This is a genomic window from Streptomyces mabaensis (genome assembly GCF_053763515.1).
The window spans coordinates 24,845-38,314 of the sequence record NZ_JBSOPZ010000007.1 but is presented as its reverse complement, the minus strand read 5'-3'; the positions used below and the strand labels follow the sequence as shown (position 1 = coordinate 38,314).

General features: G+C 73.9%; 5 protein-coding genes and 1 pseudogene. 4 read left to right on the top strand and 2 right to left on the bottom strand.

From position 1 onward, the window contains the following. Positions 1–73: 73 nt before the first annotated feature. The gene (locus ACWV17_RS08090) at positions 74–1,366 is read right to left on the bottom strand and encodes a streptophobe family protein (protein WP_455359101.1); all 1,293 of its coding nucleotides are present in this window, start codon (positions 1,364–1,366) and stop codon (positions 74–76) included. Between the two features lie 159 nt (positions 1,367–1,525). Between ACWV17_RS08090 and ACWV17_RS08085 the strand changes: the two genes are divergently transcribed. The 4 genes and pseudogenes from ACWV17_RS08085 (at position 1,526) to ACWV17_RS08070 (ending at position 10,828) form a co-directional block, all read left to right on the top strand. Beyond that, positions 1,526–2,872, top strand: coding sequence for a DUF6777 domain-containing protein (locus ACWV17_RS08085; RefSeq protein WP_455359100.1), 1,347 nt, complete (start codon positions 1,526–1,528; stop codon positions 2,870–2,872). A 13-nt stretch (positions 2,873–2,885) separates the two neighbouring features. After that, positions 2,886–5,057 (top strand): SpoIIE family protein phosphatase, encoded by a 2,172-nt coding sequence (locus tag ACWV17_RS08080; RefSeq protein ID WP_455359099.1) that lies wholly within the window; start codon positions 2,886–2,888, stop codon positions 5,055–5,057. Between the two features lie 51 nt (positions 5,058–5,108). After that, positions 5,109–7,191 (top strand): annotated as a pseudogene (locus ACWV17_RS08075) (SpoIIE family protein phosphatase). 211 nt (positions 7,192–7,402) lie between these two features. Then, on the top strand, positions 7,403–10,828 hold the full coding sequence (locus ACWV17_RS08070) for a phosphodiester glycosidase family protein (RefSeq protein ID WP_455359211.1): 3,426 nt from the start codon (positions 7,403–7,405) through the stop codon (positions 10,826–10,828). Here the strand turns inward: ACWV17_RS08070 and ACWV17_RS08065 are convergent. Continuing rightward, positions 10,818–13,433, bottom strand: coding sequence for an AMP-binding protein (locus tag ACWV17_RS08065; RefSeq protein ID WP_455359098.1), 2,616 nt, complete (start codon positions 13,431–13,433; stop codon positions 10,818–10,820). The genes ACWV17_RS08070 and ACWV17_RS08065 overlap by 11 nt on opposite strands. Between the last annotated feature and the right edge of the window lie 37 nt (positions 13,434–13,470).

Sequence of the window (13,470 nt, the reverse complement as noted above, 5' to 3'; positions counted from 1 at the left end):
CGGAGTCTGGGGGAGGTAGCTGGGGGAGCGTCGTGGCCCCGGCCAAGATCCGCCGGACAGGCCCCAGCGTGCGTCAGCCGTCGGGCCCCGGCACGGGCGGCGGCGGGGGCGGCTGCGCGGCGGGGGCGTCCACCTTGCCCCTGCGGCGTACCCGGGAGGCCAACAGGCTGCCCAGGAAGCCGGTGATCAGCCCCCAGAGCAGCGCCATGCCGAGTGCCCGCCACAGGTGCGGCCACACGGCGACCTCGCCGGCCAGGCCGCCGCCGAAATCGCCGATGCCCATCAGCGACAGCCCGAAATGGGCGGAGACCCGCGCGGTCAGACAGATCATCAGCACGGTGAGGGCCAGCGCCACCGCCATGTGCACCGCGTGCTGCCAGGACCGGGTCCGGGCGGGGGAGCGTACCGCCATCACGAAGGCCGCGGCCAGCAGCAGTACGGCAGCGACGACCACCAGCCAGCGGGCCCGGCTGTCGTACTCGGCGAGGGTGCCCACGCTGAGCGTGGAGCGCTCCGGCGACCGCAGCACCTGGTCCAGCACCTTCGGCATCGGCAGCCCGAACGGGCCCTCCACCTTCCCCTCCCAGGACGCGCCGATGCCCAGGGTGAGGGCCGGCCAGGCGAGGTTGGGCAGGCCGAGGAGGATCACGGCGAACGTCTCGGCCGGACGGCCGCGGGTCGCCGCGACGACGAGGCCGACGACCAGCGCGAGCACGACGTACACGAGCAGCAGGAGAACCATGGCGTACGCGGCCGGGCGCACCGACTCCTGGAAGCGCACCAGCCGTGCGGGCAGCGGGGCCCGGCGGGACACCAGCAGGGCCAGCGCGATGACGCCCAGCAGCCACAGCAGACCGAACACGAGCGTGACCGGCACATCCGCGCGGAACCCGACGGTGGGCGAGGCGTCCAGCAGATCCGTGAGGTCACCGACCAGTGAGTCATCGAGCCGGATCTCGAAGGTGTGCCGGGCGACGAGTGCGAGGGCGAGGAGCCCGGCGAGCCACAGCACCGCCATGCGGGCGGTCCGGGCGAGCAGTTCGCGGGGCCGGGCGATGGCGCGGTGCCGCAGCGGGCGCAGAAAGCCCAGGGCGGTCACCAGCGCGCCGGCGAGGCTCACCGACAGCGGCAGCACACTCAGGTCCGCTTCCGTCTCCGCGAACGCCCCGGCGCCGCCCGTGATGTCCACCGAACCGCCCACGGCCATCACGACGACGGCCGCCACGACACGCGGCAACGAGCCGCCGGGCAGGTCCGCCGCACCGGCCGCCCAGAGGCCGAGCGCGGCCACGATCACCATGGCGGCCAGTCCTTCGAGCACCGCCACGAGAGCGTCGAGCCAGTGGTGTGCGGCGTTCCGGGTCACCTTGTCACGTTAAGCAGCAGGGAGAGGGCGCGCCTGCCGGGAGGGCCGACCGCGTCCGCTTGCGGGCCGTACGGGTGCGGAGCACACAATTGACTGCAGGAGTGACACAGCGGACAAGTCGATACGCCCATCAGGGAAGTCGCCAGGGAAGAAGAGCCTGTGAGCCCCCAGCCACCGTCCGGCCACCCCACAGGGCCCCCTTCGGGCCCTCTCTCGGGTGGTCCCTCGGGGCCCGCTCCGCCGCCCGCGCCACCGCCGTCGCGTCCACCACCGTCGGGACCCCCCTCCGGACCGCCGACGGGACGGGGCGGCACCGGGCGGCCGGACGGGAACGGGGAGCCGGGCCGCCACTGGTGGCGCTCGGTGCCCAGAGTCGCGAGCGTCGCCGTCGCGCTGATCGCCGCGGTGGTGCTCGCCCTCGTGCTCACCCGCCCCGACGGCGGCGGAACGGGCGCCGGCGGGGAGGTCTTCCTTCAGCCCGCCGCCGCCACCGGACCGGATCCGTTCACCGAGTCCTCCGCGCGCGAGGCGGCTCCCTCGCCGCCGCCGCCCACCCCGCGCGAATCGGCGCCGCCGCCGGCCAACGTGACGCGCAGCGTGCAGGGTTCGGCGCCCGGCGTGTACAGCGGGACCCGCAACGCCCCCAGTTGCGATGTGGAGAAGCAGATCACCTCCCTCGCCGCCGCCCCGGCCAGGAACAGTGCGTTCGCCTCGGTCCTGGACATACAGCCGTCCGGCGTCCCCTCGTATCTGCGTTCTCTGACGCCCGTCCAGCTGCGGATGGACACCCGGGTCACCACGCACGGCTACAAGGACGGATCACCCGTCGGCTATCAGGCCGTGCTGCAGGCGGGCACGGCTGTCCTGGTCGACGGCCGCGGTGTGCCGCGGGCGCGGTGCGTCTGCGGCAATCCGCTGCTCCCCCCGGTCGCCGTGCAGGGGACGCCCCGGCGGACGGGCACGCCGTGGCCGGCGTTCCAGCCGTCGGACGTCGTGGTCGTGGCCCCGTCCGTCCAGGTCGTCGAGGAGTTCATCGTCTTCGACCAGCAGAAGAAGGACTGGTTCGCCCGTGAGCACGGTGACGACGGCCGCGAGGACAAGAAGGTCCCGCCCCCGGCACGGCCGTGGCCCGACCGCCTGGTGCCGGACGCCGCGACGCCCCCGGGGCCGTCGTCCCGGCCACCGGGCTCACCGTCGGAACCGCCGCGGCCGCTGTCCCCCGAACCGCCGCCCGGCGAGACCGGCGAGCTGACGCCGGCCTCGCAGCACGAGTCCCTGGTGGACCCGCCGGCCTCGGAACCCGAGCCTCCGGTGGATTCGCCGGCCTTGGTACCCGAGCCGCCGCCGGGCGAGACGGCGTCGGAGCCGGAGCCTCCGGTGGATTCACCGGCGTCGGAGCCCGAGCCGCCGGCCGACTCGCCCGCCTCGGAACCCGAACCGCCGGCCGACTCGCCCGCTTCGGAATCCCCGCCCGTCGTCGATGAGCCGGTCGACCCGGCGCCGTAGGGGGTGATCCGGCGTGTCCGACCGGCTGTCGTCCGAGCCCGCATCACCCCAGGGCGAGGGCGAGACTCACCACCAGCCGCTGCTGTCCATGGCGCTGGCCGGGATGATGCACGAGGTCCACGCCCACTCCGGCGCGGTGTACCTCCTCGCGCCGGGCGGTTCCGTCCTGGAGATGGCCGTGATGGCCGGGCTGCCCCGGGCGTTCGCCGCGCCCTGGGAGCGGGTGGGGATCGCCACGCCGATCCCGGTCGCCGAGGCGGTGCGGGAACGGCGGCTCGTCTGGGTGGGCAGCGAGGAGGAGATGGCGCGCCGCTTCCCGCGGGTCGCCGTGGTCCTGCCGTACCCGTTCACAGTGGCCGCACTGCCGGTGGCGACCCCCGCCACGGTGTACGGCTCGGTGTTCCTGACCTGGCCCGGCTCCCACCCGCCCGAACTCTCCGACTGGGAACGCGAACACCTCACGGCCGCCTGCGAACGCCTGGCCCTGCGGCTGGAGCGGGCGGCGAACGCGGGACATCCGGTACGCGCCGAGGCGGACCTGCTCGGCGGCGTCAGGATGACCGACAGATCGGAGGCCGAGGAGGCCCTCCAGCTGGTGGCCCGGATGTCGGACGGCCTGTGCTCCCTGGACCTCCACGGACGCGTCACCTTCGCCAACGCGGCCGCCGCCGCCCTCACGGACACGCCCGTGGGCCGGCTGCTGGGCCGCCCGCTGTGGACGGTGCTGCCCTGGCTGAACGATCCGGTGTACGAGGACCGCTACCGGGCGGCCCTGATCAGCCAGGAGTCCACCACGTTCGTCGCACTGCGCCCGCCGCGGGACTGGCTCCGCTTCATCCTGCACCCGACCACCACCGGAATCAGCGTGCGCATCACCCCGGCCCGGACGATCCGGCACGACAGCCGGCGGCCGGCCGGGCCGCACGCTCCGCTGCGCCTCGTGGCGATCTCCCACATCCTCAGCCTCGCGAGCGGACTGACCGAAGCGGTGGGCGTCCAGGACGTGATCCGGCTGGTCGCGGACGAACTGATGCCGGCCGTCGGCAGCCAGGCGCTGGTCATGCTGGCGTCGTCCGGCGGCCGGCTGCACGTCCTCGGCCACCGGGGGTACGAGGACGCCTCGGTCGTCGAACGGTTCGACGGGATGTTCCTGACGGCCCCGACACCGGGAGCCCGGACCCTGGCGACGGGGGTGCCGTCCTTCTTCGAGTCCCGCCGGGAGCTGGAGCTGATCTATCCGGCACGCCAGTCGCTGCCCGACGGCATGGCGGCCTGGGCCTATCTGCCGCTGATCGCCTCCGGCCGCCCCGTGGGCACCTGCGTCCTCGGCTACGCCGAGCCGCACCGCTTCTCGCCGGACGAGCGGGCGGTCCTGACCAGCCTGGGCGGTCTGATCGCTCAGGCGCTCGAACGGGCCCGCCTGTACGACGCCAAGCACCGGCTGGCCCATGGACTGCAGGAGGCCCTGCTGCCGCACACCCTGCCGATCGTGCCCGGGCTGGACGTCGCCGTCCGCTACCGGCCGGGCACCCAGGGCATGGAGATCGGCGGCGACTTCTACGACCTGATCCGGACCGGTGACGCGGCCGTCGCCGTCATCGGTGACGTACAGGGCCACAACGTGACCGCGGCCGGACTGATGGGGCAGGTCCGCACCGCCGTCCGCGCGTACACCGCGGTCGGGCAGTCCCCGGGTGAGGTGATGGCCGGTACCAACCTGATGCTGATCGACCTCGACGCCGAGCTGTTCGTCAGCTGCGTCTATCTGCGCCTGGACCTGGCGCGAGGCTGCGCGCTGGTGGCCCGGGCCGGCCATCCGCATCCGCTGCTGCGCGAGCCGGACGCCCGGGTCGGTGTGCTCGACGTGCCGGGCGGGCCGCTGCTCGGCGTCGACCCGGGCGCCGCGTACCCGGTCACCGAGGTCCCGCTGCGCACCGGGTGCGTCCTCGCCCTCTACACGGACGGGCTGATCGAGGACCCGGGGGCCGATCTCGACGACACGCTGGCCGACCTCGGCGCGCACCTCGCCCGCGAGGGCGGCCGGCCGCTCGAGGAGCTGGCCGACAGCCTGATCCGGCACACCGAGGAGACCCTGCGGTACGAGCGCAGCGACGACGTCGCCCTGATGCTGATGCGCCCTGGACCGGATACCCCCGGGGGGCCTGCCGCCGCTCCGGAACCCTGACTTCTCGGACTTCCCTTCGAGAAGTCCGGCGATCGGTGAGAAAGTGGCTGCATGGCTGAGCGGGGCGCGACTCCGGCCGCCGTGTCGGTGCCGGACGACTGGCCGGCCCATGCGGACCTGAGTCTCGCCCTCAACCGCATGGGCAGCTTCGACTGGGACCTCGACAGTGGGCTGATGTATCTGGACACACCCGCGCTCGAGGTTTTCGACCTGCACCGGGACGAGTACGACGGCCATCCGGCCTCCCTGGCGAACCGGGTGCCGCCGACCGAGTCCGGGCGCCTGGACGCCCTGGTGGCGCAGGCGCTCAAGGACGGCAGGACGGCGTACGGCGCGTACTTCCGGATCCGCTGCCGCGACGGGTCGCTGCGCTGGACCCACACCCAGGGACACATCGAACGCGACCGGGACGGCCGGCCCCACCGGATCATCGGCATCGTGCGGGACGCCGCCCAGGAGCTCGACGACGCCAACGTCCGCTTCGAACTGGACGAGGGACGCCGCCGGATGACCGGTGTGGTGGAGCGGACCGCCGCCATCCTCGCGCACGCCAGGACGGTCAGCGACGTCATCGACGTACTGAAGGATCCCGAGGCGCTCGGGCACCTCGGCGCGGTGAGCGTGATGCTGGGTCTGGTCGACGCGGGGCATCCATCTGGTCGCCGAGGGCCAGCTCGGCGCGAACGTACCGGAGTTCGAGTACACGCGGATCGACGACGGCTTCCCCATGAGTGAGGTGGTCCGCACCCTCCAGCCCCGCTTCATCGTCTCCCGCGAGGAGTTCGCCTCCTGCTACCCCGTCCTGTGGCCGCACATCGAGCCGCTGGACGTCGGTTCGGGCGTCTATCTGCCGCTGATCGCGCAGGCCCGGCCGATCGGCGTACTCGGGCTGCTCTACGCCCGGCACGGCGACTTCACCCGCGAGGAGGGCAATGTCCTGGTCGCGCTGGCGAGCAGCATCGCGCAGAGCCTCCAGCGGGCGATCCTCTTCGAGCAGGAGCACGATCTCGCCGAAGGGCTTCAGCAGGCGATGCTGCCGCGCCGCATCCCCGACATACCGGGAGCGGACATCGCCGTCCGCTATCGCTCCGCGCACAGCCGCCAGGACATCGGGGGCGACTGGTACGACGTGATCCCGCTGCCCGGTGGCCGGGTGGGTGTGATGATCGGTGACGTCCAGGGCCATGACACGGACGCGGCGGCCATCATGGGCCAGCTGCGGATCGTGCTCCGGGCGTACGTGGCCGAGGGGCACCCACCCGCCACCGCGATGGCCCGCGCCTCGGCCTTCCTGCACGAACTGGACTCCGACCGCTTCGCGACCGGCACCTATGCCGAGGCCGATCTGGTGACCGGTGTGCTCCAGATCGTGCGGGCCGGGCACCTGGATCCCTTCCTGCGGCGCGGCGACGGGAGCTGCCGGCGGATTCCGGTGGCCGGCGGACTCCCGCTCGGGCTCTCGGTCGAATTCGCCACCGGCGGCGGGCTCGGCTACCCCGTGACCACGTTGGAGCTCGACCCCGGCGAGACGCTCCTGTTGTGCACCGACGGACTCGTGGAGCGCCCGGGAGCCGATCTGGACGAGGGGCTCCAGCGGCTGATGCGGACCGTCCGCTCGGGGCCGGCCGACCTCGAACAACTGGCGGACCTGCTGTGCGACATGCCTGGCGAGCGGGGCGGCGGCGACGACATGGCGCTGCTCCTGCTGCGCCGCCGCGGCTCCGACGCGCCGCGGGCCGGCGGCCGGCTCCAGCAGCACGTCGCCCAGTCCGACCCGGAGGCCCTGGCCTCGGCCCGGCACATGATCCGCGCGGCCGCGTCGGCGTGGGGCGCGGGTGAGGCGGCGTACGAGATCGAGCTGGTCGCCGACGAGCTGATGGCCAACTCGCTCGTCCACACCGAGGGCGGGGCGCTGGTGACGATCCGTGTGGTGGCGCGCGGCAAGGGGCGCTGGCTGCGTGTGGAGGTCCAGGACACCTCCAGCGCGCTGCCCCGGCCCCGAGAGGCCGGCGAGTCGGGCGTGTCGGGGCGCGGGCTGTTCCTCGTCGCCCAGTTGGCGGACGCGTGGGGCGTGGAGTCGCGCGGCAGTGGGAAATGCGTGTGGTGCGAGTTCACCGTCCCTGAGCGCGACTGATCCCTCCTGAGGTGTCACCCCGGCGGCGCCGCCGGTTCTTCCCGGTGCCATCCCGGTGTCTCCCTGACTCCCTGGTGTGTTGGCGTGTGCACGGCGATGCTGGCCGCTGACAGCGCTTACCCCGTGCACAACCAGCCGCATTCCAGGAGAAGTTGTGGGCCCAAGGCTCGCCGGCCGGTCCGTCGTACTGCTCGCGACGGTGACCGCGCTCATGGCGGGGGCGATCCCCCCGGCCGCCGCCGACACCACCCCCGACCCGCGTCCCCGCAACGCCGCGGAGGTACTCCGGCCGATCGCGCCGCCACCCGCGAACTGGCCCCGCGGAACCCCGGGATCCGTCGCCGACGCGGACGGCATCGAGACCGCGCGCAGCTCCCGCCCGGTCGCCCCCGGCGTCGCACTGACCTCCTACGACCGGCTCGAATCCGACAAGTGGCTCCGCGTCGACGCGCTCTCCGTAGACCTCGGCGGCGGCGGTGTCCAGGCCGACTATCTCTCCTCGGGGAAGGTCGCCGACCGGCGTACGGTCTCCGAACTCGCCGCGCGCCACGTGCCCGGAGCGGGCCGCCGCACGGTCGCCGCGATCAACGCGGACTTCTTCGACATCAGCCAGACCGGCGCGCCCCAGGGCCCGGGCATCAGCGACGGCCGCCCCGTCCACTCCCCGGCCGACGGCGCCCACCGGGCCGTCGGCTTCGGACCCGGGGGCGCGGGGCGTGTCCTCCAGCTGTACTTCGAGGGGACCGTGACGGTGCCCGCCGGGCCGCACCCGCTGGCGGCGTACAACGCGGCGAACGTACCGCCCGGCGGCATCGGCGCCTACACCGCCGGCTGGGGCGAGGCCGACCGGGCGCTGACCGTGGACGCCGCAACTCCTGTCGCCGAGGTGCTCGTCCGGGACGGCCGTGTCGTCTCGGTGACCGGCCGGCCCGGCACCGGGCCGGTCCCGGCGGACAGCACGGTCCTGGTCGGCCGCGAGGCCGGCGCCCGCGTACTCGCGGCGCTGCGGCCCGGCGACCCGGTGGGCGTGGAGTACCGGCCCCGCACCGACGGCGGACCCGTGCCGCGCACCGCGGTCGGCGGCCGCGAACTCCTGGTCGTGGACGGCGTGCCGCAGAACCACGAGGGCGCGGGCAACAACACCGCCGCGCCGCGCACCGCCGTCGGCTTCTCCCGGGACGGCCGCGTGATGCAGGTGGTCACCGTCGACGGCCGGCAGGCCGACAGCGGCGGTGTCACCCTCACCGAACTCGGCCTGATGATGAAACAGGCCGGCGCGCACAGCGCGCTCAACCTCGACGGCGGCGGCTCCTCGACCCTGCTCGCCCGCGAACCGGGCAGCGACACCCTCCAGGTCGAGAACAGCCCCTCCGACGGCAGCGAGCGCACGGTCCCCAACGGCCTCGCCCTCACCGCACCGGACGGAAGCGGCCGGCTCCGGGGCTTCTGGGTCGGGACCCGTACCCCGGCCGTTGTCGCCCCGGCCGCCGGTCCCGTCCGGGGCGGCCGGCCCGACCGGGTCTTCCCGGGCCTGACCCGGCGGCTCACCGCCGCCGGCTACGACGAGACGTACGGGCCGGCGGCGGGAGACCCGCGCTGGCATGCCGTACGGGCGTCCGTGGGCCGGATCGACGGCGCCGGGGTGTTCACCGCACGGCGCCCCGGCAGCACGGAGGTCCGCGCGGAACGCGGGCCCGCCCGGGGAAGCACACGGCTGACCGTGCTCGACGAGCTCGACCGGATCGAGCCGACCACCCGGCGGATCGGCCTCGCGGACGCGGCGTCGACCGGGACCTTCGGGCTGGTCGGATTCGACGCGCACGGCGCGAGCGCGCCCGTGGAACCGGCCGACGTGACCCTGGACTACGACCGCACGCTGTTCGCCATCGGTGACGACGGCCGGGGTTCCTTCACCGTCAGATCCCTTACGGGCAGTGGCGCCGGACGGATCACGGCCACCGTCGCGGGTGCCACCACCGTCCTCGCCGCGGGTGTCGGCCTGACCGACCGTCAGGTCTCCGGCCTCGACGACGCCGCGTCCTGGACCTTCACCCAGGCGCGCGCGACCGGCCGGACCGAGGCCACTCCCGAGGGCCGCAGCGGTACCGGACTGAGGCTGACCTACGACTTCACCGCCTCGACAGCGACCCGCGCGGCCTACGCCAACCCGCCGCGGCAGCTCGCGGTGCCCGGCCGGCCGCAGTCGTTCACCCTCTGGATCAACGGGGACGGCAAGGGCGCCTGGCCCACCCTGCACCTCAAGGACGCGGCCGGCTCCGACCAGTTGCTGCGCGGGCCCCTCCTCACCTGGTCCGGCTGGCGGCAGGTGACCTTCCGGGTGCCGCCCGGCGCCGCCATGCCGCTGACGGTGCACCGCTTCTATCTTGCCGAGACGGCGGCCGCCCGGCAGTACGCCGGGGAGATCGTGATCGACGAACTCACCGCGCAGCTGCCGCCCACCGTCGACCTGCCCGAGCAGCCACGGACCCGGGACCCGCTGATCGACACCGCGGCCGGAACGGAGGGCCGTGACTGGCGGTTCGCGGTGATGTCCGACGCCCAGTTCGTCGCCCGCGACCCGGACAGCGCGATCGTGGCCCGGGCGCGCCGCACTCTGCGGGAGATCCGGGCGGCGAAGCCGGACTTCCTGGTTGTCAACGGGGACCTGGTGGACGAGGGTGCGCCGGCCGACCTCGCCTTCGCCCGACGGGTCCTCGACCAGGAACTGGGCGACGCCCTGCCCTGGTACTACGTGCCGGGCAACCATGAGGTCATGGGCGGCGGAATCGACCACTTCACCGCCGAGTTCGGGCCCGCCCACCGCGTCTTCGACCACCGGGGGACGCGCTTCATCACGCTCGACACCTCCCGCCTGACCCTGCGCGGCGGCGGGTTCGCCCAGATCAGGGCGTTGCGTGCGCAGCTCGACGCGGCGCTGCGCGACGACCGCGTCGGCTCGGTGATGCTGATCGCGCATGTGCCGCCGCGCGACCCGACCGTGCAGCAGGCCAGTCAGCTCGGTGACCGCAAGGAGGCGGCGCTGATCGAGGGGTGGCTCGCGGAGTTCCGGCGTACGAGCGGCAAGGGCGCCGGATTCATCGGCAGCCATGTGGGCGTCTTCCACGCCTCGCGCGTGGACGCGGTGCCGTATCTGATCAACGGCAACGCGGGCAAGGTACCGGCCGGTCCGCCGGACCGGGGCGGCTTCACCGGCTGGTCGCTCGTCGGGGTGGACCGCGTCTCCCCGGGCGAGCGGTCGGCAGCGCGGGCGAAGCCGTGGGCGGGGGGCCCGGACTGGGTCTCCGTACAGACCCGTGCGCACACCGACGCGCTGGCGCTCGACGCTCCGCGTGAGCTGACTCCGGGGCGCGGCGCGGACGTTGCCGCGGCCGTCACCCAGGGCGGCCGCAGTGTCCCGGTCGGCTTCCCGCTCAGTGCCGACTGGACCGGCTCGCCGAATCTGCACATCGGCGCCCCGGACGGCGCGCGCGAGCGCCACACGGCCGCGTTCGATCCGGCGACGGGCACCCTGACCGCCCTGCGGCCCGGGACGGTCGCCCTCGCGGTGACCGTCAACGGGGTCACCCGGCGAACGCGGACCGTCGTCGCGGCGGCCTCCCCGGCCCTCACGGGTTGATCTCGGCGACGAGGTCGGGCTTTCCGCCGCCGTCCCGCGTCCGCCGGGCGCGCAGCGCCGCCGCGGGACGCCACCGCATCACGCGCGCCACCACGACGGCGTACGCGATGCCGACCAGGAGCGAGGCGAGGAACGCCACCACCGCGAACTGGTCCTCCAGGCGCGGGAAGACCTGCCAGTGCGTCACATAGATGTAGAGCGAGCTGCTCGCGAGCACCCCGGCCACCCGGTTGACCGACGCCAGGCTCGGCACACTGCGCACCCACACCAGCAGCATCAGTCCCGCCACGATGACCGCCTCCCGGGCGGGCTGGCCGAAGAAGCCGGGCACCGTCGCCAGCGCCGCCGCCGTCACCAGCAGCCGGCGGCGCACCGTGACCGCCTTCGCGGCGGCCCAGCCCATGGCGAACAGCCAGAACACGGTGACCGCCAGCGGGACATGACCCCGGGCGTCGAGACCGAACAGGTCGTACCGCCCGATCAGGCCGAGCGCCATCAGAGCTGACGGGAAGGCGAACGGGAAGCGTCTCTCCGTACGGTCGAGCAGCGGCACCGCGAGCACCGTGGCCGCCACGACCAGCATGTACAGGAGCGCCTCGATGAACCAGAAGCCGTCGTGCTCTCCGAGGAGGCTGGTCAGCAGCAGCACGTGGGTGAGCCGGTAGTCGTCGGTGACCAGGAACATCAGCGCCAGCCAGGCCATGCTCGGCACGGCGATCCGCGCGACGCTCCGGGCCGTGTTCCGCAGCCGTTCGCGGCGGTCGGCCGAGGTCAGGTGGAAGCGGGCGAAGTTGTATCCCGCGACGCCCAGCAGGATGTGTGCGCCGCCCTTGACCATGAACAGATGGATGTGCGAGCCGACGATCAGGACGATGGCGACGGCGCGCAGCGCGACGCTCGTCTCCAGCGAGCGGCGCCGCCCGCGGACGCCGGTGCGGTCCGCGGCCGGCCCGCCCGGCCGCCTCAGTTCCCGGATGTCCCGGATGGGGAGCGTGTGCCAGTGGTCGGGCAGCCGGCCGAGCGCCGCTTCGAGCCGGAGCGACATCTCGACGTACGACAGCGAGTCCCCGCCCAGCCCGGTGAAGCTGCTGTCCTCGGTGACGTCGTCACGGTCGAGGATCTCGGCGTAGAGCCGGCACAGATCGACCGGCCCCTCGGGCGTGACCGTCGCGGCCGGCCGGCCCCCCGGCCCGGCCGCCGCCCGCGCCAGCTCGCGGACGGCCCGGTAGTCGGGCTTGCCCGTGGCGAGCCGGGGCAGTTCGGCGACGACGCAGACCCGGACGGCGCGAGCCGGCAGACCGCACTCGCCGGTCACCAGCCGACGGACGTGCGCGGCCTCGACGCCGTCCGCGCCGCCCGCGACCGCCACCACCAGCTCGTCGTCGTCCCCGGCGCAGCAGGAGGTGATGCCGTGCCCTTCGAGCATCGCCTCGACCCGCTGGGGGTCGATCCGCAGGCCCAGGATCTTGGCGAACCGGCTGCGCCGCCCAACCAGCTCGTACAGCCCGTCGGGGGCGCGCCGGGCGATGTCGCCGGTGTGCAGTTCCCCGACGGTCCGGCCGAGGCGCAGGTCGGCCGGGCGCTCGGCGTAGCCCAGCATCACGTTGGGGCCCGCGTACACCAGCTCACCGGTGTCCTCGCCGGGCCACTCCGCCAGCGGTTCCAGGCGGAAGGAGCCGCCCGGTATGGCCACCCCGGCCGCCTCCGGGCGGGTCTGTGCGAGGTCCGGCGGCAGATAGGCCATGCGTGCCGTCGCCTCGGTCTGGCCGTACATCACGAACAGGTCCCAGCCGGCGGTCCGGCCCAGGGCGGCGTAGTGCGCGACCCGGTCGGGCGCCAGTCGGCCGCCCGCCTGGGTGACATAGCGCAGATGCGGCAGCTCCATCCCCGCGAAGCCCACCCGGTCGAGCAGGTCGAAGGTGTACGGGACACCGGCGAACGTGGAGCCCCGGCCCGCGCGGAACAGCTCCCAGAAGCAGGAGTCCGCCACCGAGAGGTCGGTGAGGATCACCCCGGCGCCGCGGAGCAGGTGGCTGTGGACGACGGAGAGGCCGTAGCAGTAGTGAAGCGGCAGGGTCGTGGCGGCGCGGTCGGTGTCCCGGATGCCGAGGTACTCGGCGATGGACTCGGCGTTCGCCTGCAGGTTCTCGTGCGAGAGGCGGACAAGCTTGGGGGAACCGGTCGAGCCGGACGTGCTCAGCAGCAGGGCCAGGTCCGGGTGCAGGGTGTGTACGGACCCCGCGCGCCGCTCGTCGAGCACCCATGCCCCGCCCTCCGGGCGCGCCACCACGTCCGGGTCGTAGGCGTCGACCAGCGACCGCACCGCTTCGGGGTGATCGCCCGGGACCAGCAGCACGGGGTGCCCCGCGGCCAGCGCCGCGAGGTGGACGACCAGGGCCTCGACCGTGTTGGCGCCGACCAGCAGGACCAGCCGCCGCTCCCGGCCGAGGCGGCGGGCGGTCGCGTCGACCCGGGCGGCCAGCTCGCGGTAGGAGACCGTGCCGTCGGCGGTGATGAGCGCGGTGCGTTCGCCATGGAGGGCGAGAGAACGGGCGAACGGGACGGCCTTGGTGCTGCCCGAGAGCAGGCCGGAGGGGACTATCACGAGCGCATCTTAGGAAAGCCTTACTTTATTGGATAGT